This is a genomic window from Verrucosispora sp. WMMD1129 (assembly GCF_029581255.1).
GTDB classification, from domain to species: Bacteria; Actinomycetota; Actinomycetes; order Mycobacteriales; family Micromonosporaceae; genus Micromonospora; species Micromonospora sediminimaris.
This window is the reverse complement of record NZ_CP120741.1, coordinates 2,757,997-2,781,777: the sequence shown is the minus strand read 5'-3', so window position 1 is coordinate 2,781,777 and position 23,781 is coordinate 2,757,997. Positions and strand designations below refer to the sequence as shown.

At 71.7% G+C, this 23,781-nt stretch carries 25 protein-coding genes; 13 read left to right on the top strand and 12 right to left on the bottom strand.

The features are described from left to right. The first annotated feature begins 23 nt into the window (after window positions 1–23). The 3 genes from O7624_RS12755 to O7624_RS12745 are packed head-to-tail and all read left to right on the top strand — an operon-like array spanning window position 24 to window position 2,730. Entirely contained in the window at window positions 24–824 is an 801-nt protein-coding gene (locus tag O7624_RS12755) for an ABC transporter ATP-binding protein (RefSeq protein WP_282240617.1), read from the top strand. Continuing rightward, window positions 821–2,155: a hypothetical protein gene (locus O7624_RS12750; RefSeq protein WP_093408406.1), complete on the top strand. Its 1,335-nt coding sequence runs from the start codon at window positions 821–823 to the stop codon at window positions 2,153–2,155. The genes O7624_RS12755 and O7624_RS12750 overlap by 4 nt, the downstream gene beginning before the upstream one ends. A 5-nt stretch (window positions 2,156–2,160) precedes the next feature. Further along, window positions 2,161–2,730 carry a hypothetical protein gene (locus O7624_RS12745; RefSeq protein ID WP_282240144.1) on the top strand — a complete coding sequence of 190 codons (570 nt, stop codon included), beginning with the start codon at window positions 2,161–2,163 and terminating at the stop codon, window positions 2,728–2,730. A gap of 46 nt (window positions 2,731–2,776) precedes the next feature. Here the strand turns inward: O7624_RS12745 and O7624_RS12740 are convergent, their stop codons facing one another. Next, entirely contained in the window at window positions 2,777–3,364 is a 588-nt protein-coding gene (locus O7624_RS12740) for an ATP-dependent Clp protease proteolytic subunit (RefSeq protein WP_282240143.1), read from the bottom strand. Window positions 3,365–3,545: 181 nt separating this feature from the next. Beyond that, complete coding sequence (locus O7624_RS12735; protein WP_282240142.1) at window positions 3,546–4,250, bottom strand: helix-turn-helix transcriptional regulator; 705 nt, start codon at window positions 4,248–4,250, stop codon at window positions 3,546–3,548. 159 nt (window positions 4,251–4,409) lie between these two features. Here O7624_RS12735 and O7624_RS12730 point away from each other — a divergent pair, with 159 nt between their 5' ends. Continuing rightward, the gene (locus O7624_RS12730; RefSeq protein ID WP_210937760.1) at window positions 4,410–5,423 is read left to right on the top strand and encodes a potassium channel family protein; all 1,014 of its coding nucleotides are present in this window, start codon (window positions 4,410–4,412) and stop codon (window positions 5,421–5,423) included. An 84-nt stretch (window positions 5,424–5,507) separates the two neighbouring features. Here O7624_RS12730 and O7624_RS12725 read toward each other — a convergent pair whose 3' ends face one another. From O7624_RS12725 to O7624_RS12715, 3 genes are all read right to left on the bottom strand, one after another. Then, on the bottom strand, window positions 5,508–6,545 hold the full coding sequence (locus O7624_RS12725; RefSeq protein ID WP_093408394.1) for a 2-oxoacid:ferredoxin oxidoreductase subunit beta: 1,038 nt from the start codon (window positions 6,543–6,545) through the stop codon (window positions 5,508–5,510). Continuing rightward, entirely contained in the window at window positions 6,538–8,385 is a 1,848-nt protein-coding gene (locus O7624_RS12720; RefSeq protein ID WP_093408391.1) for a 2-oxoacid:acceptor oxidoreductase subunit alpha, read from the bottom strand. The genes O7624_RS12725 and O7624_RS12720 overlap by 8 nt, the downstream gene beginning before the upstream one ends. 257 nt (window positions 8,386–8,642) lie before the next feature. Next, a complete protein-coding gene (locus O7624_RS12715; RefSeq protein ID WP_282240141.1) occupies window positions 8,643–10,118 on the bottom strand; it encodes a hypothetical protein in 1,476 nt (491 codons plus the stop codon). 122 nt (window positions 10,119–10,240) lie between these two features. Here O7624_RS12715 and O7624_RS12710 point away from each other — a divergent pair, with 122 nt between their 5' ends. Then, window positions 10,241–10,618 (top strand): NADH-quinone oxidoreductase subunit A, encoded by a 378-nt coding sequence (locus O7624_RS12710; protein ID WP_282240140.1) that lies wholly within the window; start codon window positions 10,241–10,243, stop codon window positions 10,616–10,618. Between the two features lie 16 nt (window positions 10,619–10,634). Here O7624_RS12710 and folP read toward each other — a convergent pair whose 3' ends face one another. Then, window positions 10,635–11,504, bottom strand: a complete 870-nt coding sequence (folP, locus tag O7624_RS12705; protein WP_282240139.1) for a dihydropteroate synthase — start codon at window positions 11,502–11,504, stop codon at window positions 10,635–10,637. Between the two features lie 131 nt (window positions 11,505–11,635). Between folP and O7624_RS12700 the strand changes: the two genes are divergently transcribed. The 4 genes from O7624_RS12700 to O7624_RS12685 are packed head-to-tail and all read left to right on the top strand — an operon-like array spanning window position 11,636 to window position 14,074. Continuing rightward, window positions 11,636–12,316: a DivIVA domain-containing protein gene (locus tag O7624_RS12700; RefSeq protein ID WP_282240138.1), complete on the top strand. Its 681-nt coding sequence runs from the start codon at window positions 11,636–11,638 to the stop codon at window positions 12,314–12,316. Next, entirely contained in the window at window positions 12,313–12,810 is a 498-nt protein-coding gene (locus O7624_RS12695) for an SRPBCC family protein (RefSeq protein WP_282240137.1), read from the top strand. The genes O7624_RS12700 and O7624_RS12695 overlap by 4 nt, the downstream gene beginning before the upstream one ends. Window positions 12,811–12,855: 45 nt before the next feature. Next, the gene (locus O7624_RS12690; RefSeq protein WP_282240136.1) at window positions 12,856–13,446 is read left to right on the top strand and encodes a DNA-3-methyladenine glycosylase I; all 591 of its coding nucleotides are present in this window, start codon (window positions 12,856–12,858) and stop codon (window positions 13,444–13,446) included. A 4-nt stretch (window positions 13,447–13,450) separates the two neighbouring features. Beyond that, entirely contained in the window at window positions 13,451–14,074 is a 624-nt protein-coding gene (locus O7624_RS12685) for a hypothetical protein (protein WP_282240135.1), read from the top strand. A gap of 15 nt (window positions 14,075–14,089) precedes the next feature. Here the strand turns inward: O7624_RS12685 and O7624_RS12680 are convergent, their stop codons facing one another. Further along, a complete protein-coding gene (locus O7624_RS12680) occupies window positions 14,090–14,881 on the bottom strand; it encodes an enoyl-CoA hydratase-related protein (RefSeq protein WP_093408372.1) in 792 nt (263 codons plus the stop codon). Further along, window positions 14,878–15,702: a PaaX family transcriptional regulator C-terminal domain-containing protein gene (locus tag O7624_RS12675; protein ID WP_093408370.1), complete on the bottom strand. Its 825-nt coding sequence runs from the start codon at window positions 15,700–15,702 to the stop codon at window positions 14,878–14,880. Before O7624_RS12675 ends, O7624_RS12680 begins: the two co-directional genes overlap by 4 nt. A gap of 190 nt (window positions 15,703–15,892) precedes the next feature. Here O7624_RS12675 and O7624_RS12670 point away from each other — a divergent pair, with 190 nt between their 5' ends. Beyond that, complete coding sequence (locus O7624_RS12670; RefSeq protein ID WP_013283866.1) at window positions 15,893–16,060, top strand: DUF3117 domain-containing protein; 168 nt, start codon at window positions 15,893–15,895, stop codon at window positions 16,058–16,060. 151 nt (window positions 16,061–16,211) lie between these two features. Continuing rightward, window positions 16,212–17,678 (top strand): leucyl aminopeptidase family protein, encoded by a 1,467-nt coding sequence (locus O7624_RS12665; RefSeq protein ID WP_282240134.1) that lies wholly within the window; start codon window positions 16,212–16,214, stop codon window positions 17,676–17,678. Between the two features lie 82 nt (window positions 17,679–17,760). Here the strand turns inward: O7624_RS12665 and O7624_RS12660 are convergent, their stop codons facing one another. After that, window positions 17,761–18,435, bottom strand: a complete 675-nt coding sequence (locus O7624_RS12660) for an O-methyltransferase (protein WP_232511370.1) — start codon at window positions 18,433–18,435, stop codon at window positions 17,761–17,763. 185 nt (window positions 18,436–18,620) lie between these two features. On the opposite strand from O7624_RS12660, the gene O7624_RS12655 reads away from it, so the two are divergent. Beyond that, window positions 18,621–19,940, top strand: a complete 1,320-nt coding sequence (locus O7624_RS12655; protein ID WP_282240133.1) for a trypsin-like peptidase domain-containing protein — start codon at window positions 18,621–18,623, stop codon at window positions 19,938–19,940. A gap of 74 nt (window positions 19,941–20,014) precedes the next feature. After that, on the top strand, window positions 20,015–20,434 hold the full coding sequence (locus O7624_RS12650; RefSeq protein WP_282240132.1) for a preprotein translocase subunit TatB: 420 nt from the start codon (window positions 20,015–20,017) through the stop codon (window positions 20,432–20,434). A 125-nt stretch (window positions 20,435–20,559) separates the two neighbouring features. On the opposite strand, the gene O7624_RS12645 is transcribed toward O7624_RS12650, so the two are convergent. From O7624_RS12645 to O7624_RS12635, 3 genes are all read right to left on the bottom strand, one after another. Continuing rightward, on the bottom strand, window positions 20,560–21,708 hold the full coding sequence (locus O7624_RS12645; RefSeq protein WP_093408361.1) for an Mrp/NBP35 family ATP-binding protein: 1,149 nt from the start codon (window positions 21,706–21,708) through the stop codon (window positions 20,560–20,562). A 65-nt stretch (window positions 21,709–21,773) separates the two neighbouring features. Continuing rightward, window positions 21,774–22,403 (bottom strand): DUF1003 domain-containing protein, encoded by a 630-nt coding sequence (locus O7624_RS12640; protein ID WP_093408590.1) that lies wholly within the window; start codon window positions 22,401–22,403, stop codon window positions 21,774–21,776. Then, window positions 22,396–23,706: a CBS domain-containing protein gene (locus tag O7624_RS12635; RefSeq protein ID WP_282240131.1), complete on the bottom strand. Its 1,311-nt coding sequence runs from the start codon at window positions 23,704–23,706 to the stop codon at window positions 22,396–22,398. The genes O7624_RS12640 and O7624_RS12635 overlap by 8 nt, the downstream gene beginning before the upstream one ends. Between the last annotated feature and the right edge of the window lie 75 nt (window positions 23,707–23,781).

Below are 23,781 nucleotides of genomic sequence, written 5' to 3'. Positions count from 1 at the left end.
GATCAATGAAGGAGACGATGATGATGCGTGCCGTGAGTGCGGCCGAAACGGCCGTCACCACCCATCCGTGGGAGGTGCACGCCGAGGGTCTACGGGTCCGGGCGGGGCGTCACCTTGCCGTGGACGGTCTTGACCTGGCCCTGCCCTCCGGGGTGCATGGGCTGCTCGGCCCGAACGGTGCGGGGAAGACCACTCTGATCCGGGCTCTGGCGACTGTCCTGAACCCCGCCGGGGGGCGGCTGACCCTGCTCGGACACTCGGTCGACAGCCGATCCGATCTGCGATCGCTCCGTCGTAACCTCGGTTACCTGCCGCAGCACTTCGGCTTCTATCCGCGGTTCACGGTCCGCGAGTTCGTCGGGTACATGGCGTGGCTCAAGGAGATGCCGAAGGCCGAAGTCGCGGCGGCCGTGCAACGGTCGATCGACCGGGTCGGGCTGACCAGCAAGGCCGATGCCCGACTCAAGACTCTCTCCGGTGGCATGCTGCGCCGGGCCGGGATCGCGCAGGCCATCGTCAACGATCCGCAGCTCCTGCTGCTCGATGAGCCGACCGTCGGCCTCGACCCGGAACAGCGGCTCGACTTCCGCGAGCTGCTGCGTGATCTCGGCACCGACAGTTGCGTGCTGGTCTCCACCCATCTGGTGGAGGATGTGGTGGCCGCCTGCACCGACGTGCTCGTTCTCAACGAGGGCCGCCTGGTGTGGCAGGGTACCCCCGAGGGGCTGACCATGCAGGGCGACCAGGGTGACGCCGGTGACAGCCCGGCCGAGCGCGGCTACTCCGCCGTCCTCCGCCGGCACCGCGCGGAGGCCGCCCGATGACCGTTCTGGGAATCGAACTACGTCGGTCCGCGGCGCTCGGTGCCGGGCTGATCACGGTGGTGGTCGGGGTCGGTGCGCTCTATCTGGCGACCGGACGCTGGTCGAGTGGCTGGATGGCGTTGGCCATGACCGTCCGCGAATACCTGCTCCTGTTGTGGCCGCTGGCGCTGGCCGCCGGGGCCTGGCAGGGCCGCCGTGAGCACCGGGCGAAGGTGGGCGAGCTGTTCACCACCACCGCCCGGCCACGCGCACAGCGGATGCTGCCGGTCCTCGGTGCGATGGCACTCACCCTCACGGTCGCCTACCTGCTGGTGACCGTGGCGGGCATCGGCTGGATCGCCTCCACCGCCCGGCACGTGCCCCTGCTGAACTTCGCGGTCGTCACCGGTGTCGGTGCGATGTCACTGATCGGTGCGGCGTGGCTCGGACTCGGCATCGGGCGTATGCTTCCCGCCCTGGTGACCGCCCCGGCGCTGGCGGTGGCCGGCGTCCTGCTGATCTTCCTCAGCGTCATCCGGCTTCCGGACTGGTTGGCCGCGGCGGTCTCCCCGGTCCACGGCACCCTTCCGTTCCACGCCTACCAGACGATCGACAATCGGGTCAGCGCTGCGCTCGCGATCTCGATGGCCGCACTCGCCACCGCTGGGATGCTGTTGTTCGTGGCCGATGGCTGGCGCACCCGTACGGCAGCGCTGGTGCCGGTGGTGCTCGGGCTCCTTGTGGCGACAGCGGTCGTACCCAGGGACGAAGGCGTGCTCAACTGGCCGGTCGACCCGGTTGCGCGGGAACTGCTCTGCACCGACGACACTCCGACGGTCTGCGTCAGCCGGGTCAACGCCAATGTGCTCGACGCCCTGACTCCGCTGGCCCGGGAGGGTTTGACGGCGTTGGCCAAACTGCCGGACGCGCCCACCGCTGTGTACGAGGACACCCGCACGTTCATGACTGACGAGGTCAGTTCGCCTGAGGACGGCGTCGTCAGGATCCAGGTACGAATTGACAAGCGTGGCGGGCTCGCGCACCCGGCCGCCGTGGTTCCCGAGATTGTCCGTGGGCTGGGTGTCCAGTACGACGGGCGGTGCGAGAACCGTAACGAGGTGGTCGAACGGGCGGCGGCCTACTGGCTTCTGGAGCGCGAACCGCGGTCAGACGTCGGAGTGGTTCCCGGGATGATCGAGGAGGACCCCGAGATCAACCCCGCGGCGGTCGCGCTGTGGCAGGGATTGCGCGCACTGCCCGAGGACGAGGCGCTGGCCCGGGTCACAGCGGTCCGTGATGCCCTCCGGACCTGCGCCGACGTCACCGGCATCCTGTCCGGGGCTGCCCGGTGACCTGGATGCTGCTGTACCTGCGCTCGCGGCGCGTACCACTGGCCCTGATTGCGGCCGTCGGCGGCGCGGCAGTGGTGTGGGGCCTGTGCCTGGCCTTCGCCAAGGAGCGGGACGTGACTGCGATGGTGGTGGTGATGACCGTCCTGCTGATGGTCGCGGTGCTGTCGTCCACCCTCGCCGGTCCCGACGAGAACCTGGACCGCACCGCGTCGATGCGTTGGCCCTGGCGGCGTGCGGTGCACCTGCTCGCCGGCCTGGTGGTCGTCCTCGTGGTCCTGCTCGTCACGTGGTACACCGGGGCCCGGTTCGGGCCGGCCGCGCTGGTGGCCCGTGACGCCGCGGGCCTGCTGGGGCTGACCGCCCTGTGCGCGACCGTGGTCGGTGCCGCCAGATCGTGGTTCTTGCCGTTGGGCTGGACCACTGTCGCGGTCATGTACCCCCAGCAGGGTGTCTGGGGCGCAACGGCGACGTGGCCGGGACAGCCAGCCGAGAGCGATGCCGCCATGCTGATTGCCGCGGTACTCGCCCTCGGCGGGTTGATCGCCTACTCGATCGTCGGTCCGGCTCGGCGCTAGGCGTCCGGGTAGCTGAAGGTGTCGCCCGGGCGATCTACGAGCGGCATCAGCTCGTGGACAGTTGGGTGGCGGTGTTCACCACCTGGTCGATCAGGCCGTAGTTCCGGGCCTCCTCGGCGGTGAACCAACGGTCCCGGTCCCAGTCCTGCTGGATCTCGGCCAGGGTGCGGCCGCTGTGCTGGGCGATCAACTCCTGCATCGTCCGCTTGACGTGCAGCATGTTCTCCGCCTGGATGGTGATGTCGGAGGCGGTACCACCCATGCCGCCGGAGGGCTGGTGCATCAGGATCCGGGTGTGCGGCAGCGCGTACCGCTTGCCGGCCGTGCCGGCGCAGAGGAGGAACTGGCCCATCGAGCCGGCGAGCCCCATGGCCAGGGTCGCCACATCGTTGCGGACGAAGCGCATGGTGTCGTAGACCGCCATTCCGGCGCTCACCGAGCCGCCGGGCGAGTTGATGTAGAGGGTGATGTCCCGCTCCGGGTCCTCGGCGGCGAGCAGCAGGATCTGGGCGCAGATCCGGTTGGCGATCTCGTCGTTCACCTCGCTGCCGAGGAAGACGATCCGCTCTCGTAGCAGCCGTTCGAACACCTGGTCGCCGAAGGTCCGCTGGCCGTCGTCGAGCATTGTGATCATGGTCAACCTCCACCCGCCGGCGGCGACGTCGAGCGCTCGGGGACCGGCCCCTTCAGCCTGCGGGATGCCGCCGGACTTCAACCAGCCGTTCTGCTCGGGGCAGATCCGCCCACGGCAGAACGACGGCGACCAGCCGCCAGTTCAGGTCATTCCTCGGAGGAGACAACAATGTCTGGTGGCCTCACCCTCGGTGACTGCCGACGGTGGTCCGAGCGGCGGTCGTCCGCCGGGCGGCTCGCGTACGTGCTCTGGGCCGGTGCAGCGGGCCGAGGGACGACCGGGTGGTCGACCTGCGACGGAGCAGCGGACCCCGGGCGACGAGGTGGATCGGACCGACCGGGTCGGCGAAGGCGATGACCCTGATTCCGCCGGCCGACCCGCCGCCGGTCAGCCCACCGCCCTTGAGTTCGCCGCCGGTCGGGCCGGCGGCACCGATCCGCCCGACCGGGCCGGTCCAGCCCGGATAGGGACCGTTGCCGCCCAGCCCTGCGGTGAGGTCCGCGCCGAAGCCGACGGCGTTGAGTCGGGCGACCGGCTGGGCGGATCCGTCCGTACCGCGGCCAGCGGGCGCGGTCGCCGGGTCGCCGCGCCGGGTGGCCGGGACGTTACCGGCCCGGACATGGCCGGCCGGGCCGGTGGCCGGCAGTCGGCGTTCGACCCGCCGAAGCTCGTCGCGAACCTCCTCCAGCAGATCCGAGAGGTGCAGGCCGAGCGCCCGGCAGATCGCCGCGAGAACCTCGGAGGACGCCTCCTTGCGCCCGCGCTCTACCTCGGACAGGTACGGCACGGAGACCCCGGCGGCTTGGGCGACCTCCCGCAGCGTGCGGCCCTGGTGCTGGCGCTCGCGGCGCAGTACCGCGCCGATCACCCGTCTCAGCAACGACATACGGGCCTCACTCTCGCCGCTCCTGCGCTGACCGTCCCATCATGCCCGTCCGCCGCCGCGTTCGCCGTACCGGTCCATTGACGCCACCCCGCCGTGCGGTTCCCGGGTCAGCCGCTATGTTGTGGACGTGCAGGCGACCGACGCGGGGCAGGACCCCAGGTGATCCACTTCCCCGCGCAGCGGCGAGGCCCGCTCAGCGCGCTGAGCATCCGGCTGGCCGCCGCCATCGGGCTGGTCCTCGCCGTGGTGGCTGTGGTCTACCTCGAACGGGAGCAGTACCGCGACAACAACGGGGACGGCCTGACGCTGCTGGACTGCTTCTACTATGCGGTGGTCTCGCTGTCGACCACCGGATACGGCGACATCGTGCCGATGACCCAGCAGGCCCGGCTGGTCAACATCGTGTTCGTCACCCCGGCCCGGGTGCTGTTCCTGATCATCCTGGTCGGTACCACCCTCGAGGTCCTGACCGAGCAGTACCGGACCGGCCGTCGCCTGCACCGGTGGGAGAGAAAAGTGAAGGACCACGTCATCATCTGCGGCTACGGCACCAAGGGCCGTAGCGCGATCTCGGCACTGCTGGAGAACGGGCTGGACAAGTCCCGGATCGTGGTGGTGGAACGTGCCGGTCCGGCCTTGCGGCAGGCTACCTCGAACGGGCTGGTCGCCATCGAAGGTTCGGCGACCCGATCGTCCGTGCTCAACCAGGCCCACGTACGGACCGCCAAGGCAGTGATCATCGCAACCGACAGCGACGACGCGTCGGTGCTGGTGGCGCTGACCGTACGTCAGCTCACCGCCGGCCAGGTCCGGATCATCGCCGCGGCCCGGGAGGCGGAGAACGCCCCACTGCTCAAGCAGAGCGGGGCGCACCACGTGATCGTCTCCTCGGCGACCGCCGGCCGGCTGCTGGGCCTGTCGACGTCGGCGCCACCGCTGATCGACGTGGTGGAGGATCTGCTCACCCCGGGTCAGGGCATGGCGCTGGCCATGCGCTCCGCGGAACGCAGCGAGGTCGGCAGGTCGCCCCGGGAACTCGACACCCTGGTCATCGCGCTGGTCCGGCGGGGCAAGGTGGTCACCCTGGCGGACCGGGCAGGCGCGGTCATCGAGACCGGGGACATGCTCGTGCACGTACGCGACGACCGCCCCACCGCCAACACCCTGCCCTGAGCGACGGTCGACTACCACCGGGCCCGAAAACGTCGACCGGGCCGTCCCGAGGGAACGGCCCGGCCGCGCTGGTCACGGCACGGGTCAGCCGACGATGGTCCAGGTGTCGCCGCTGCCCAACAGCCCGGCCAACTGCTGCTCCGGGCTCTCGGTGACGGTCGCCCGGGCGTCGGCCAACTGCCCCTGCACCACGCTGTCGTACGACGGCCGGCGCACCGAGCGGAACACGCCGATCGGGGTGTTCCGCAGGTCGAAGCCGGGCAGCCGGGACAGCGCGAACGCGTACGCCGGGTCGTCGACCGTGGCGTCGTGTACGACGATCTCCTCCGCCGGGGTCGACGCGGTCTCGCGTACCTCCAGGCCGAACCCGCCGGGCGGGTGTACGACGCAGAACTGCCCGTCCTTGCCGAACGTGATCGGCTGGCCGTGCTCCAGTCGGATCAGGTAGTCGTCGCGGGTGCCCGGCTCCTTGAGCTGCTCGAAGGCCCCGTCGTTGAAGATGTTGCAGTTCTGGTAGATCTCCACGAAGGCGGAGCCGGAGTGCTCGGCGGCGGCGCGTAGCACCGACTGCAGGTGCTTACGGTCGGAGTCGATGGTCCGGCCGACGAAGGTCGCCTCCGCGCCGAGCGCCAACGACAGCGGGTTGAACGGCGCATCGGCCGAACCAACCGGCGTCGACTTCGTGATCTTGCCGACCTCGGAGGTGGGCGAGTACTGCCCCTTGGTCAGCCCGTAGATCCGGTTGTTGAACAACAGGATCTTGAGGTTGACGTTGCGGCGCAGCGCGTGGATCAGGTGGTTGCCGCCGATGGAGAGGGCGTCGCCGTCACCGGTCACCACCCATACCGACAGGTCCGGCCGGGAGACCGACAGGCCGGTGGCGATCGCCGGCGCCCGCCCGTGGATCGAGTGCATCCCGTAGGTGTTCATGTAGTACGGGAAGCGCGACGAGCAGCCGATCCCGGAGACGAAGACGGTGTTCTCCCGGGGGATGTTCAACTCCGGCATGAACTGCTGGACGGCGGCGAGGATCGCGTAGTCGCCGCAGCCGGGGCACCAGCGCACCTCCTGGTCGGACTTGAAGTCCTTGGCGGTGAGCTTGAGAGCGACGGGCTCAGACATTCTTCAGGACCTCTTCCAGCATCGTCTCCAGCTCGGCGGCGGTGAACGGCAGGCCGCGGACCTGGTTGTAGCCGATGGCGTCGACCAGGTAGCGACCCCGGATCACGTGCGCGAGCTGGCCGAGGTTCATCTCGGGGATGACCACCCGGTCGTAGGAGCGCAGCACCGCACCGAGGTTGGCCGGCATGGGGGCCAGGTGCCGCAGGTGCGCCTGCGCGACCGGCAGGCCGCGCTGGCGCAGGGCGCGGCAGGCGGCGCCGATCGGGCCGTACGTCGAGCCCCAGCCGAGCACCAGCACCCGGGCGTCGCCGTCCGGGTCCTCGACCTCGACGTCCGGCACCGGGATGGTCTCGATCCGGGCCGCCCGGGTCCGCACCATGTAGTCGTGGTTCGCCGGGTCGTACGAGATGTCGCCGGTCTTGTCGGCCTTCTCCAGCCCGCCGATGCGGTGTTCGAGACCGGGGGTGCCCGGTACGGCCCACGGCCGGGCCAGCGTCTGCGGGTCGCGAAGGTACGGCAGGAAGGTCGTGCCGTCCTCGCTGTTGGGCGCGGTGGCGAACTCGACCCGCAGGTCCGGCAGGGAGTCGACCTCGGGCAGCAGCCACGGCTCGGAACCGTTGGCGACGTAGTTGTCCGACAGCAGGATGACCGGGGTGCGGTAGGTCAGCGCGATCCGCGCCGCCTCCAGCGCGGCGTGGAAGCAGTCGGACGGGGACTTCGGCGCGATCACCGCCACCGGTGCCTCGCCGTGCCGGCCGAACAGCGCCATGTTCAGGTCGGCCTGCTCGGTCTTGGTCGGCATGCCCGTCGACGGGCCGGCCCGCTGCACATCCACGATCACCAGCGGCAGCTCCAACGCCACCGCGAGGGAGATGGTCTCGCCCTTGAGCGCCACGCCGGGGCCACTGGTGGTGGTCACGCCGAGCGCGCCGCCGTACGAGGCCCCGAGCGCCGCGCCGATCGCGGCGATCTCGTCCTCGGCCTGCATGGTGGTGACGCCGAACCGCTTGTGCTTGCTCAGCTCGTGCAGGATGTCCGAGGCCGGCGTGATCGGGTACGCGCCGAGGAAGACCGGCAGGCCGGAGCGGACACCCGCGGCGACGATGCCGAGCGACAGCGCGGCGTTGCCGGTTATGTTGCGGTAGGTCCCCGGCGGCATCTTGGCCGGCTTGACCTCGTAGCGGACGGCGAAGTCCTCCGTGGTCTCGCCGAAGTTCCAGCCGGCCTTGAAGGCGGCCACGTTCGCCGCGACCAGCTCGGGCCGCTTGGCGAACTTGCGTTCCAGGAACCGCAGGGTCGACTCGTACGGCCGGGAGTACATCCAGCTGAGCAGGCCGAGGGCGAACATGTTCTTGGCCCGCTCGGCGTCCTTCTTGGACACGTCCAGCTCGGTCAGCGCGCCGATCGTCATCGAGGTCAGCGCGACCGGATGCACCGCGTACCCGGCGAGAGTGTCGTCGTCGAGCGGGCTGCTCGCGTAGCCGACCTTGGCCAGGTTGCGCCGGGTGAACTCGTCGGTGTTGACGATGATGTCGGCGCCCCGGGGCAGGTCGGCGAGATTCGCCTTGAGCGCCGCCGGGTTCATCGCGACCAGGACGTTCGGCGCGTCACCCGGGGTGAGGATGTCGTAGTCGGCGAAGTGCACCTGGAAGCTCGACACCCCCGGCAGGGTCCCGGCGGGAGCCCGGATCTCGGCGGGGAAGTTGGGCAGCGTGGAGATGTCGTTGCCCAGCTGCGCCGTTTCCGAGGTGAACCGGTCGCCGGTCAGCTGCATGCCGTCGCCGGAGTCGCCGGCGAACCGGATGACCACCCGTTCGAGCTGGCGGATCTGCTTGCTCACGGCCGCACCTCGCTTCGTAGCGCGCCGTGGCGCGGCCGGCTGAACTGGATGGTGACCTCGCCTTGCCCGGCCACGAGACCTCCTTGACGCGCCGCTGTACCGGCCGTCCGTCACCGTCCGGCCCGCCTGTCCTTCCCTCACCGAGAGCCTACGTCGGATCGAGGGCGCACCCTGCCCGGAGGTCCGCCGACTGGGATCGAAAACTGAGGGTTTATGTGATAACTTGCGGTGTTTCGCCGTGGCCGCCGTAATCCATATCACCGCACGTCCCAGCCGGGTCGGTCCTGCGTCCGGGCCGGCCGTCGGGCCCGGAACCAAATTCCGCTGTCCGATTCCGGCGCGCCCCCCAGGGGCTGGTTCGCCTCGATCCCGAGCGTCGCAGCGGTGGTCTCCGCGCCGCCAGTCCGCGACGCGCCGGCCCGGCGCCGCAACCGCGCCGTGGCCAGCCCGACGGCGAGGACCGCCAGCAGCGCCGACACCGTGACCAGCAGCATCGCCGTGCGTTGTCTCGACAACGACCCCCCGGTGTCACCCGGTGCCACCCCGGCCGGGGGCAGGCTCGGCGACGTCGCTGGCGGCGGCACCACCGCGAGCTGCTCAGGTGACGCCGCGGTGATCCGGAAGCTGAGCTGCATCCGCCGGTCGGCACCGTTGCGCGGGTCGAGCCGGCCGATCACCGCTCCGGACAGCGGTGCGCTGCGCAGCGCCTGCGGCGTCGCCGTCACCGGCAACCTGACCTCCTCCGTACGCCCCGACCGGACGGTGCCGAGCTCGCAACGGGTACGCGTTGCCGCCGCGGCGACGCAGCCGGCAGGTGGCGTCGTCACCGTGACCCCGGCGGGCAGCAGCACGTCGACCCAGCCGCTGGCGTCGGCCCGACCGGTGTTGCCGAGCCGGACGAGGAATCCTTCGCTGGCACCGTCGACGTCGAAGGTGACCTCGCCGGCCGACATGGTGATCCCAGGCGCCGGTGGGCCGGGCGGAAACAGCACGGCGAAGCCCTCGTCGTCACTCGCGGTGCCGGCCGCGCCGGTGGCCGTCACCCGTACCGAGCCGGCCAGCGGCATGTTGCGCCAGGCGTCGCCGTCGACCCGGATCCGCAGGCGGGTGCTGAACTGCGCGCCGGGTGCGGTGGTCCACTGCCCGCAGCGGTACTCCCGGTTCCCGTCGGCGGCGCAGCCGTCCGTGCCGGCGTCGGTGAGTCCGGCCGGCAGGGTGTAGGCGAGGCGGACGCCGGCGTTCGCGCTGCCGGTGTTGGTGACTGTCACGTTCAGGGTGGCCACCGTGCTGGCCGCATTCCAGTAGCCGGCCGGCAGGGTGACGTCGCCGGTGGTGACCTTCACGCCGGCCGACACGGGCGGTGCGACGGTGGGCGCGGGCGGCCGGGACGGCGGGGAGTAGGTGGGCTGGGGCGGTGCCACGGTCGCGGCCGGCGGACCGCTGCTCGGGGCCGGTCCGCCGGTGGTGGCACCGGGTGTGGGTGTCGTCGACGGCGCGGCGGGCGTACTCGTCTCGACCGGCGGCTCGACCGTCGGTGGCGGCGACGTCGGCTCGGGCTCGCCGGTCGGCTCGGCCGGTGGACTGTACGGCCCCGGCTCGGTTGCCCGACTCGGCAACGCCATGGCCGCCAGCGCACCCGGCGCCGCGCCGGCTCCGACGCCCAGCAGCAGGCCGAGGGCACAGGCGGACGCGAGCCTACGACGCCACACGCGTCGTCCGGGCAGCCGTCGCATTGATCCTCCGGTGCTGGTGGTGGTCCCATGGTGGTCGGAAGTTGCCCTGGGACACTAGTCCCAGATGAAAAGAAGTTCGCGACGCGGCCGTGGTCTCCCGACGGGCGGTAGGCTGACCGACCGTGACCGGTTACCTGGGCTCGTACGCGACGCTCGGGCTGTTGCTGCTCGCTGGCGTGCTCTTCCTCGTCGTCGCGTTCACCGCCAACCGGGTGCTGCGCCCCGCCCGCCCGGCAGATCCGCCCGGCAAGCGGGCCAGCTACGAGTGCGGGCTCGACCCGGTGGGCGGCGACTGGGCGCAGATGCAGATCCGCTACTACGTCTACGCGTACCTCTACGTGCTGTTCGCTGTCGAGGCGGTGTTCCTCTTCCCCTGGGCGGTGGTCTTCGACCGGCCCGGGTTCGGCATGGTCACGGTGGTGGAGATGGCGATTTTCGTGGGCGTCCTCGCGCTCGGCCTGCTCTACGCCTGGCGGCGCAACGTCCTCCGCTGGACCTGACCCCTGGGTGGGCCGCTCAGGCGAGGCCGCGGCGGCTGAGCGTGGGTGGCCGATCGCCTCGAACGGCCGCGACCATGTCCAGCACCCGGCGGGTCGGCCGGACCTGATGGGCGCGGAAGACCCGGGCGCCCAACCATGCGGAGACCGCCGTCGCGGCGAGCGTTCCCTCCAGCCGCTCCGTTACCGGCAGGTCCAGCGTCTCGCCGACGAAGTCCTTGTTCGACAGGGCCACGAGCACCGGCCAACCGGTCGCGGTCAGCTCACCCAACCGCCGGGTGATCTCCAGGGAGTGGCGGGTGTTCTTGCCGAAGTCGTGCGCCGGGTCGATGAGGATCCCGTCGGGGCGTACGCCCAGGGAGACCGCACGCTCGGCGAGGCCGGTCACCGTGGCGACCACATCCGCCACCACGTCGTCGAAGGCCGCGCGGTGCGGCCGGGTGCGTGGGCTGAGTCCGCCCGCATGTGAGCAGACCAGCCCGACCCCGGTCCGCGCAGCCACCCGGGCCAGCGCCGGATCCGCCCCCGACCAGGTGTCGTTGAGCAGGTCCGCGCCGGCCGCCACGGCCTCCACCGCGACCTCGGCCCGCCAGGTGTCGATCGAGATGACGACCTCCGGGAAGGCGGCCCGTACGGCGGCGATGGTGCCCACCGTCCGACGGATCTCCTCGGCGACATCCACCTCGGTACCCGGCCCGGCCTTCACCCCGCCGATGTCGACGATGTCTGCGCCCTCGTCCACCGCCTTTTCCACCGCCCGCAGCGCGCTGTCGGCCTGGAAGGTCGAGCCCCGGTCGAAGAACGAGTCCGGGGTGCGGTTGACGATCGCCATCACCACCAGGTCTTCGGGGCCGAACCGCCGAGCCCCGAGCCGCAGCACCCCGGCCACGCCACCTCCCACATCGCCACCCGCCACCGACGATCACGCCGCCGCTGCACTGACGCTATCCGGTTGCCGGTTCGCGGTACGCCGCGCCGGGTGGGGTCGCCCCGATCCTTTCGGCGTGCCACGATCAGTGCATGGGTCAGCTTCTGCTCCTGCTGGTCGTGGCGGTCACCGTCGCGGCGGTCGTGTTCGGCGTGACGGTGCTGGTCACCGGTCGGGATCCCGGCCTGGCCCCGGTCGAGGCGGACGGGCGGGCCGTGCCGCTGCCCGGCGACCGTCCGCTACGCGAGTCGGATGTCGGCGAGGTGCGCTTCGACACCGCGCTGCGTGGGTACCGGATGACCCAGGTTGATCAGGCGATGCGCCGGGCGGCGTACGACATCGGCTACAAGGCCGAGCTGATCGGAGTGCTGGAGGCGGAGGTGACGGCGTTGCGGGACGGACGGATCGACGACGCCGACGCGCTCCGCCAGGCCCGCGAGCAGTCGGCGGCCAAGCCGATCGAGGCGCAGGACCCTCAGACGGTCGAAGGATCGACGATCGAGCTTTCGGTGACGCCGGCGGTGGTCGAGACCGGCGACCGGCCGGGTCCGAAGACCACGGCGGAGTCAACGGCGGCACCGCAGGCGGCGGCGGGAGCGCCGACCGACCCGACGGCGCCGGTCGACGGCGATGTCCGGGCGGCCGGTGAGCAGCCGGTGCCGGCCGACGACGCTGCGGCACCCGCCACCGCCGACTCCGGTGACGAGCCGGCCGCCAGTGGGGCACCGGGATCCGGGCCGCACAGTTCGGTGGTCCGGTCGGAGTCGGCGTGAGCAGATCGGACGGCGCTGACGATCTTCGCGAGGCGGCCCAACCGGGTGCCGGTGAGGTCACCGCCACGGTGATCGTCAACGCGCCGGCCGAGAAGGTCTTCGCCGCCCTGCTGGCCTGGGAACGGCAGTCCGAGTGGATCCCGTTCACCACCGTCCAGGTGGTGGAGGGCGACGGTGGTGAGGGGAGCCTGGTCGAGGCGGTCACCTCGCTCGGCCCGGCGGTGCTGCGGGACAAGATGCGGGTGGTCCGGGTGGACGCGCCGTACGAGATCGGCGTGGTGCACTGCGGCACGCTGCTGCGCGGCCCCGGGGTGCTGCGGTGCACCCCGCTGGAGAGCGGGCGCAGTCAGGTGGTCTGGCACGAGTGGTTCCACCTGCCGGGCGGGCCGGCCGGGCGGGTGGCCTGGCCGGTGCTCTGGCCCGGCTCCAAGTTCAGCCTCACCCAGGCGCTGCGACGCTTCGCCCGTCAGGTCGAGCAGGGCCGCCTGCCCTGACCGGTGCGCGGCCGGCTGTCGGACACCGGGCCTAGCCTTGATGCCGTGACTGAACTGGTGATCGGTGCCGACGGACTGGCCCGGTGCGGGTGGGGTGCCAGCACTCCCGACTACGCGGTCTACCACGACACCGAGTGGGGCCGCCCGCTGCACGGTGACGACGCCCTCTACGAGCGGATGACGCTTGAGGCGTTCCAGTCGGGTCTGTCCTGGCTGACCATCCTGCGCAAGCGGCCGGCCTTCCGGGCGGCCTTCGCCGGGTTCCGGATCGACACGGTGGCCGGTTACGGCGAGGCCGACGTGGCCAGACTTCTCGCCGACGCCGGCATCGTCCGTAACCGGGCCAAGGTCGAAGCTGCGATCGCGAACGCGCGCGCCGCACAGGACCTTCCGGACGGGCTGTCCGCGCTGCTCTGGTCCTTCGCCCCGCCACCCGGTCGGGCCCGACCGGGCTCCGCGGCCGCCGTGCCCGCGCTGACCGACGCCTCCACGGCCATGGCCAAGGCGCTCAAGAAGCGTGGCTTCCGGTTCGTCGGCCCGACGACGGCGTACGCGCTGATGCAGGCCACCGGGATGGTCGACGACCATCTGACGGGCTGCCACGTCGTGACATCCGCGACGGGCGTGATGGGATGAGGGCATGACGACCGACACCGCACACCGGGTGAACGGGGCGAGCCAGGCGGACGGCACGGGCACCTGGGCCGTGCTCCTGCCCGCCGGACGGTACGACGCCGAACGGCTCGTCCACCACGACACGCTTGAGTTGACCGGGCTGGACGGCACCAGCCTGCCCCGCCCCGGTGACCAGGTCGCGGTGCTGGCCGACGAGCCACCGCGGCTGGTGGCGGTGGGCCGGGTCGCCGGCCCGGCCGCCCGACGTCCGGAGGACCCGGACGACCCGCAGTCCGACCGGGCACCCGACACGCTTGTGGTCGCGTACACCCGGCGGGCCTTCGACGAGCCGGTGGCGGCCGACGCGCTGGCCCTCGGCGGGCCGGTCACGGCCCTCGACGCGGCGACGTTCCGCGAACTGGTCGACCGGCTCGGCCCGGCGCCGCAGCGCCGCACCTGGCTGGTCAGCCTGGATCTGCCGATCGAGGCCGACTCGCCGGCCGAGGCGGTCCGGCTGTTCTGGGCGTACGTGCAGGAGCTCGGCCCCCGGGAGCTGCCTGCCTTCGTCTCACCCTCCGGCGACGAACTGGCCATGCAGGCGTTCGTGCTCGGCGCGGAGGCGAACCAGGATCCGGAAGAGGACGACTGACCGACCGGCGGCGGGTCAACGGCCCTCGAAGACCGGCTTCTGCTTGCCGACGAAGGCCATGGTGGCGGTCCGGTGGTCCGTGGTCGCGCCGCAGATGGCCTGCGCCTGCGCCTCGGCGGCCAGCGCGTCGGCCAGGGTGCCGGCGTCGGCGACGGAGAGCTGACGCTTGATCGCCCCGTAGGCCACCGTCGGTCCGGCGGCGAGCCGAGCGGCCAGTTCCTGCGCGGTGGGCAGCACCTGCTCGTCGTCGTCCGTCATCCGGTTGAGCAGCCCCAACCGGCAGGCCTCCTCGGCGCGTACCGGCTCGGCCAGCATCAGCAGCTCGACGGCCTTGGCGTGGCCGACAAGCCGGGGCAGCGTCCACGAGGCGCCGGTGTCGGCGGCCAGCCCGACCTTGGCGAACGCCATCAGGAAGCTGGTGGACGGGCCCCCGATGCGGATGTCGGCCAGGAAGGCCAGCGAGGCACCCGCCCCGGCGGCCATGCCCCGGACGGCGGCCACCACCGGCTTCGGCAGGCTCGCCAGCCGGGCGGCGATCGGGTTGTAGTGCGCCTGGACGGTGTCCAGCGGGTTGCCGTCACCCGCCTGGAGGGTCTCGACGTGCTCGCGCAGATCCTGGCCGGCGCAGAACGACCCACCCGCCCCGGCCAGCACCACCGCCCGGCAGCCACGGTCGGACTCCAGTTCGGCCAGGGTGTCCCGCAGCGCCTCCTTGAGCGCCACGTCGAGCGAGTTCATCGCCGTCGGGCGGTTCAGGGTGAGGGTGACGACGGCGTCGGTGCGGTCGACGAGCAGCGGCTCGGTCACGTCTGGCGACCCTTCTGTCGGGCGATCCGGTGTCCACCGTCGAGACAGAGCTCGACGTACCGGTCGGCGGCCGGCCGGAGCCGGGCCGCGTGGCGGTCGAAGAAGCTGGCTGCGGCGATACCGGGCCAGCGTTCGGGCAGCAGCGCCGGGGGCAGCTGCGGATCCCGGAACAGGAACGTACGCCATGCGTGCACCAGCCGGAACCGGGCCGCGTACGCCTCCTCGTCGCCACTGCGGGCCGTGACGCCGGTCAGCAACGTCCGCTGCTCGGCGACGAACTCCTCGTACGCCCGGCCGATCTCGGCCAGGTCCCAGGCCCGGCGGACCAGGCCCATCGCGCCCGGCGTGCCGGCGGCGTGCGCGGCGCTGAACCGCTCGAAGCGTACGCCCGCCTCGCTGAGCAACAGGTCGACGTCTTCTGCCGGACGGGTGGCCACCCAGGTCTGTTCGTCCAGGGTGCCGTAGCCGAGGTACCGGAGGTTGGCGGCGAGTCGCTGGCGGTCCCGGCGTGCGCTCGGCGCGTCCAGCACCAGTAGGTCGAAACGCCCGTCCCAGCTGACCCGACCGGTGCGGTAGATCCGGGAGGCGGCCTCGTCCAGTCGGCGGGCCGCCTTCGGTGTGATCGAATATCCGGGACCGGACGCCAGTCTGATCGGTTCGAGCCAGCCCTGGCGCACCATTCGGGAGACCGCCGTCCGTACGGCGGGGGGCGCGATCCCGAGCGGCGCCAGTAGCTTGACCAGCGCGGCAACGGGTGCGCGACCACCCCGTGGCCGGAGGTGGTCGCCGTACAGGTCGAAGAGTGCCGACCGTGCCTGCATGACCGCACATTGTGACAGGCCATCTAGGGATAAGCTAGATGCTGTTACATCAATGCTGCTTCGGTTTGGGTCCGGCGGTGTTCATCAGGGAAAATCGTCGGTCGACACCCACGTGCAAGTTGCGGGTGGTCATGGCGAAGTGGCTGTGGGGCAACCCACCGACCCTGGTGTAGGTCTGAGGGGAGACAACATGGCGGCGATGAAGCCGCGGACGGGCGACGGTCCGCTGGAAGTCACCAAGGAGGGCCGGGGCATCGTCATGCGGGTCCCGCTGGAGGGCGGTGGCCGGCTCGTCGTCGAGATGACTCCCGACGAGGCGACTGCTCTCGGTGACGCGCTGAAGGCGGCCGCCGGCTGATTGAGGCCGGTGCGTCGGCGACGCTCGCCGCCGCGGACAGTTCGTCTGGTTCCTGGCTCTGAGCCACCGGTCCCACCGGTGGCTCAGAGCCGTCACACCCTCGCGCGGGCCAAGTCCACCGCGCGTCCGTCTCCAGGAGGTACGGCTCCGCGTGCTCGCCATCCGTCTGACCGCCGAGCCGGACCGGCTCGACACCCTGGTCCTGCCCGTACGACCCGGAGCCACCGACGACGCACAGGCCGAGCCGATGCCAACCGGAGTGGCCCCACCCGACGGCGTCGCCGACGAGGTGGCCGCACTGATCCCGGTGGCGCGCTTCCACGGCCGCGCTGGTGAGGTGCACACGCAGCTGCGACCCGGAGGTGCTCCCCGCCGACTGCTGCTGCTCGGGATCGGTGCGGCGGACGAGGCGGCCTGGCGGGCCGGCGGTGCGGCGCTGGCGCGCACGGCCAAAGATGAGACTCATGTCACACTCGCCCTCCCGGCCGGGGTGGCACCCGAGGCGGTGCGCGGGCTGGTCGAGGGGCTGCTGCTGGGGTCGTACCGGTTCCGGCTTGGTGCGGACCCCGACGCCCCCTCGCTGACCGACGTCGACCTGGCGGTCCCCGACCCCGAGGCGTACGAGCAGGCCGTCACCGTGGCGCGGACCACCGCCCGAATGACCCGACTGGCCCGGGACCTCACCAACATGCCCTCCTCGGTGAAGAACCCGCAGTGGTTCGCCGAACAGGTCGCCGAGGCCGTGACCGACCTGCCCGGGCTCACGCTGCGGGTCCGCGAGCCGGAGCAGCTGGCCGCGGAGGGCTTCGGCGGCATCCTCGCCGTCGGCGGCGGATCGGCCAGCGGCCCACGCCTGGTCGAGCTGGACTGGCACCCCTCCGAAGCCCGCACCCACGTGGTCCTGGTGGGCAAGGGCATCACCTTCGACACCGGCGGTATCTCGATCAAGCCCGTGCCGGCGATGAAGCTGATGCGCAAGGACATGGCCGGTGCCGCCGCCGTCGTTGCGGCCACCCTCGGCGTCGCTGCGCTGGGCCTGCCGGTCCGGGTGACCACACTCGCTCCATTGGCCGAGAACATGGTCAGCGGGGCCGCGTTCCGGCCCGGCGACGTCATCCGGCACTACGGCGGGTTGACCAGCGAGACGACGAACTCCGACGCCGAGGGCCGGCTGGTCCTCGCCGACGCGCTGGCGTACGCCGTGCAGGAACTCCAGCCCGACCTGCTTGTCGATCTGGCCACCCTGACCGGTGCCAACTCGGTGGCGTTGGGCACCCGTACCGGCGCCCTCTACAGCGACAACGATCAGCTCGCCGAGGAACTGCTGGCGGCGATCAGCTCGGCCGGCGAGTCAGCCTGGCGGATGCCGCTGCCAAACGACTACGTCGAGCACCTCGGCAGCGACCTGGCCGACCTGCACAGCGCGCCGACCCAGGGCGCCAGTTCCGTGCTGGCCGCCCTCTACCTGCGGGAGTTCACCGGCGACCTGCGCGACCGTTGGCTGCACATCGACATGTCCGCACCCTCCTGGTGCGAACGCGCCGACGCGGAGTTGACCAGGGGCGCGACCGGCTGGGGCGTACGCGGGCTGCTGCGCTGGTTGGCGGCGCTGGACTGACTTTGGGCATGGCGGGGTCGGCCGCCTCGCTGTCGGTCGCTCGGTGCGGCTGCCGGCCCGCCAGGCGGCCGGCCGCGTCGGTTCAGCAGCGCACCGCAGCCAACAGCCCATGGCCGACCGGCAGCAGCGCCGGAATCCAGTGCTCCGACTCGCGGATGGCCTTCACCGTCTCGCGAACGGTGACCGTCTCCTGGTCGCGGGCGGCGGGATCGCCGATCCGACCGTCGGCCAGCGCACCGTTGAGCACCAGAACTCCACCCGGCCGCAGCAGCCGGAGCGCGGCGTCCACGCAGGCGGGGAAGGCGGTCACCTCGGCGTCGACGAAGACCAGGTCGTACGCGCCGTCGGCGAGCCGAGGCAGGACGTCCAGCGCCCGGCCGGTGATGATCCGGGTCCGGCCGGCGACGAAGCCGGCTTCGGCGAAGATGCGTCGGGCGATCCGCTGATGCTCCACCTCGACGTCGATGGTGGTGAGCACCCCGTCGGCCCGCATGCCGCGCAGCAGCCAGACGCCGCTGACGCCGGTGCCGGTGCCGATCTCGACCACCGCGCGGGCGTTGCCGGCGGCGGCGAGCAGGCGCAACGCGGCACCCGCGCCCGCGGTGACCGCGTTCAGGCCGACCTCGCGGGCGAGGCTGCGTGCGGTCCGTAGGACGAGGTCCTCGGTGACGTACGACTCGGCGAACTGCAGGGCCGGGTTCGTCGAACTGCCGGAACCGGCGACCGTGGCGATGGGGCACCTCCGGGCGACGAGCATGATGCGCAGGGCGGATGGGCACTGTGACTCTAAAGGCGGCCCGTCCTGAGCGCAGCGGGGCATCCACCCGCGGTGACAACCGCTGACCCCACGCGGCGCATCCGTGCAATCCTGGAAGCGGTATCCCGTGGCCCGCGCCGGATCGCGGACGCGTGGATGCCGGGGACGGGAGTGGGAGGCACCGAGTGACCGACGGCTGGGACTGGCGCCAGCCCGGCGTGGGCGGAGCACCGGCCGGGCAGCCGGCGGCCGGACATCCGCCGGCCGGTGGGCCGGCGACACCGCAGGACGGCGGCAACACCGCGTCGCCGTGGTGGTCCGACGCGCTCACCGATCCGTGGCGGGATCCGCACGCTCCGGCGGCGGTGGTGCTGCCCGCTGCCCCGGAGGCCGGCAGCGAGCCGGAGCCGGTCGTGGACCCGGACGCGGTTGGCCGGCCGAGACTTCAGCAGCTCCTGCTCATTCCGCTGGTGACCGCCCTGTTGGCCGGCGCGCTCGGTGGTGCGCTCGGCTACGCGTTCGCGATCCGTAATGGCGCCGGTGGGGCGGTCCTGGGGGCGGTCCCCGGTGCGGCGCCCACGCTCGCCCAACGTCCGCCGGAGTCGCTGGCCGGCGTCGCTGAGCGGGTACTGCCCAGCGTGGTCACCGTCCGGGTCGCCGGTCTGGGTGGGACCAGCGAGGGCTCGGGCTTCATCGCCAGCGCCGACGGGCATGTGATCACGAACGATCACGTGGTGGCCGGCGGCACCGGCAAGGCGTCGGTCATCTTCAACGACGGCAGCTCGGCCTCCGCGACGGTGGTGGGCCAGGACGCGGAGTCCGACATCGCCGTGATCAAGGTCTCCCGCACCGGGCTGCGTCCGGTCGAGTTCGGCGACTCCGACGCCCTGGCCGTCGGTGACCCGGTGCTGGCGATGGGTTCGCCGCTGTCGCTTGCCAACACGGTCACCGCAGGCATCGTCAGCGCCCTGGACCGGACGATGCACGCCGGTGAGCCGGGCGGCCCGACGCGCTACTACGCCGCGATCCAGACCGACGCCGCGGTCAACCACGGAAACTCGGGCGGCCCGCTTGTAGACGCGGCGGGGCGGGTCATCGGCGTCAACTCCACGATCAAGTCCCTTGTCGCCGAGGGGCAGGAGGCCGGCAACATCGGCCTTGCCTTCGCCATCCCGATCAATCAGGCGAAACGGATCACCCAGGACATCATCGGCACCGGAAAGGCCCGGCGTACGGTGATCGGCGCCCAGGTCGGCGGGCCGGGCTCGGGCGCCAACGGCACCGGCGTACGCCTCGCGACGGTCGAGCCGTCCGGACCGGCCGCTGGTGCCGGACTGCGCGCCGGTGACGTGATCCTGAAGCTCAACGGTCGCCCGATGACCGAGCCGACCGATCTCATCGCCCTGGTCCGAAAGTACGCGCCCGGATCGGTGGTGACGGTCGAGTACCGCCGGGGCTCGACCCGGCAGAACGCCTCGGTCACCCTCGCCGCGGACGCGAAGTGACCTCTCACCCCCTTCTGGCAGCGGCACCGACGTGCGTACTCTGGCTGCGGTAGCCGGGGGAAGGGGGACCGAGGATGTTCGAGAACCTGAACGTGTGGGAGGTCGGAGCGCTGCTGCTGCTGGCGCTGTTGATCTTCGGCGACCGGCTGCCGGTGGTGATCAGTGACGGACTGCGGATGGTGCGCAACCTCCGCAACATGGCCCGCAGCGCCACCACCGACCTGAGCAAGGAGCTGGGCACCGACATCCAGTTGGAGGACCTGCACCCCAAGGCGTTCATCCGTAAGCATCTGCTCAGCGAGGAGGACGAGCAGGCGATCCGGAAACCGCTTCAGGGCGTCTACGACGGCCTGCGAGCGGACGTCACCGGCGTGCATGACGAGCTCAAGGATGTCGCGAACTCGGCCGACCCGCGCCGGCCCGGCCCGGCGCCGGTGAGCACCGCCAGCCCCGCCCCGGCCCCCCGCGCGGTCAGCTACGACGACGTCACCTGACAATCACCGGTCGGGCCCGGGTCGAACGACCCGGTCGGGTCGCGAGCCGACTCAGCGAACGGCGGCGTCGGCCGGGGCCGACGCGAACGCCATCCTCGACGAAGGGCCGGTGCGGGCCGTCGGTATCAGCGCCCGGCCGGCTTGAGGCCCAGCGGCTTGCCGAGCAGGGACTCGCGGCGCAGGGCGAGTCGGTCGGCCACCTGACCCAGCGCCTTCGACGCCGGGGAATCCGGCTCGGCGAGCACGATCGGGTTACCCTCGTCGCCCGCTTCCCGGACCCGGGTGTCCAGCGGCACCTGGCCCAGCAGTGGCACCTGCGCGCCGATGGTCTGGGTAAGCGAATCCGCCACCGTCTGACCACCACCGGCCCCGAAGATCTCCATCCGGGAGCCGTCCGGCAGTTCCAGCCAGGACATGTTCTCGATCACACCGACCACCCGCTGGTGGGTCTGCAGGGCGATCGCGCCGGCCCGCTCGGCGACCTCCGCGGCGGCGGCCTGGGGGGTGGTGACCACCAGGATCTCGGCGTTCGGCAGCAGCTGGGCCAGGGAGATCGCCACGTCGCCGGTGCCCGGGGGCAGGTCGAGCAGGAGCACGTCGAGGTCGCCCCAGTAGACGTCGGCGAGGAACTGCTGCAACGCGCGGTGCAGCATCGGGCCACGCCAGACCACGGCGGCGTTGCCGGCGGTGAACATGCCGATCGAGATGACCTTCACCCCGTGCGCCTGCGGCGGCATGATCATGTCTTCGACCCGGGTGGGCAGGCCGTCCGCACCGAGCATCCGCGGCACGGAGTGGCCGTAGATGTCCGCGTCCACCACGCCGACGGACAGGCCCCGGGCGGCCAGCGCGGCGGCCAGGTTTACCGTCACGCTGGACTTGCCGACGCCGCCCTTGCCGCTGGCCACCGCGTACACCCGGGTGCGGGAACCGGGCTGGGCGAACGGGATCACCGGCTCCGCGGTCGCGCCGCCGCCGCGCAGCTTCGCCTGTAGGCCCTGGCGCTGCTCGGTGCTCATCACACCGAACTCGATCTCGACGCGGCTGACCCCGCTCACCGCGCCCACGGCTGCGGTGATGTCCGAACGCAGCTTGTCCTTCAGCGGGCAACCGGCCACGGTCAGCAGCAACTCGACCAGGACCACGCCGTCCTCGCCGACCTCGGCGGAACGCACCATGCCGAGTTCGGTGATCGGCCGGCGGATCTCCGGGTCGTTGACGGTGGCCAGGGCGGCCATGACGGCGTCGTTGACGGTGCTGACGGGAGCTGACATGCCCGTAATGCTACGTCGGCAGCGGGCCGCCACCGGTGCCGGTCACAGTGGTGTGAGCGAGTCGATCAGCTCTCCGGGCGGTGGGAGGTCGCCCGGTCGTGACGACCGTCACCCGGTTGGTCGCCGTCCACCTCGTCGCGGGGTTCGTCCAACCCGTCACCGCCGGTCCGGGCGGCCGGCTCGTCCCGGTGCCGGCGTTCCAGCCGCTGACGCCGCTGCGCCGCCTCGTCCAACTCCTCGGCGAGCCGGGTCAGCTCGGAGCGGACGAAGTCCCGGGTGGCCACCTCGCCCAGCGCGATCCGCAGCGCGGCGATCTCCCGGGCCAGGTACTCCGTGTCGGCCTTCTGCATGGTCGCCCGACGCCGGTCCTCCTCCATCGCCACCCGGTCGCGGTCGGCCTGGCGGTTCTGTGCCAGCAGGATCAGCGGCGCCGCGTACGACGCCTGGATGGAGAGGACCAGGGTGAGGAAGGTGAAGGTGTACGGGTCGAAACGCATCCCAGCCGGGGCGAGGGTGTTCCAGAGGAACCACGCGCTGATCACCAGCGTCATGTAGACGATGAAGTTCGCCGTACCCATGCCACGGGCGATGCCCTCGGCCCAGCGTCCGAACGTCTCCTGGTCCACCCGGGGCAGCTTGAATCCCCGGGGCTCCCGTGGCAGGTCCAGCCGTTCCGCGCGCCGTTGCTCAGTCATGGCCACCGTCCGTCGCCGGTTCCGGAACGGTCGAGGTCGTCGCCCCGTTCGGTAGGCCGCCCGGTGCCGCGTCCCGGTCCCGCCAGTCCCGCGGCAGCGAGTGATCCAACACGTCGTCGACGGTGACGGCGCCCACCAGCCGGTTGTTCCGGTCGATCACCGGCATGGCCACCAGATCGTAGGTGGCCATCCGACGGGTGATCTCCGGCAGCGGGGTGGTCGGGCGCAGCGGATCGATGTCGTTGACCACCACCCCGCCGAGCAGATCCGCCGGGGGCTCCCGGAGCAACCGCTGGAAGTGCACCATGCCCAGATAGCGGCCGGTGGGGGTGGCCATCGGCGCCCGGGTCACGAACACCTGCGCGGCCACCGCCGGGGAGAGCTGCGGCTCCCGGATCCGCGCGAGGGCCTCCGCCACCGTCGCGTCCGGGGGCAGGATGACCGGTTCGGACGTCATCACGCTGCCCGCCGTGCCCGGCGTGTACTTCAGCAACTGACGCACCGAATCGGCCTCGTCCGGCTCCATCAGGTCGAGCAGCACGTCCTGTTCCGGCGGCGGCAGCTCACCGAGGAGATCGGCGGCGTCGTCCGGATCCATCTCCTCCAGGATGTCGGCGGCCCGCTCGCGGTCCAGCGCGGCGAGGATCTCCACCTGGTCGTGCTCGGGCAGTTCGCTGAGCACGTCGGCGAGCCGCTCGTCGTCCAGGGCCGCCGCGACCTCGTTGCGTCGCGCGTCGGGCAGATCCTGTAGCGCGTTGGCCAGGTCCGCCGGACGCATGTCCTCCAGTACGGCGAGCAGGTTGGCCGTACCCCGGGTCTCCGCCACCCCGCTGAGCCCGCGTACCTGATTCCACTCGACCTGATGCAGGTGGCCCCGGCGAGCCAACCGACCGGTCTGCTCGCGGACCGCCACCCGGGTCAGTGACCACTCGCCACTACGACTGCACTCCATCGCCACGTCGACCACCGACGCCGCCCGGCCCTCCGGGGCGACCTGTACCCGGCGGTCCAGCAGTTCCTGGAGGACGAGCAACTCGTTGGGCCGCTTCTCGAACCGGCGCAGGTTCAACGTGCCGCTGCCCAGCACGATGGCGTCGGCGTCGATCGAGGTGATCCGGTTGATGGAGAGGAAGATCCGTCGCCGCATCGGCATCTCGGCGACCAGACCCACGACCTCGGGCGGCCGTTGGCTCGCGCGCAGCCGGGCCACCGCGTCGCGTACCCGGCCGACCTGGTCGCCGTTGGGGTCGAAGACGGCGACTCCGGCAAGTCGGGCGATGTACACCCGGGTCGGCGTGCTCACGGGCACCAGCCTAGGGGGTGGGCCGATGACCCGGTCGGCGATGCTCCAGGGCCGGCACGGCCCGGCACTGACCCC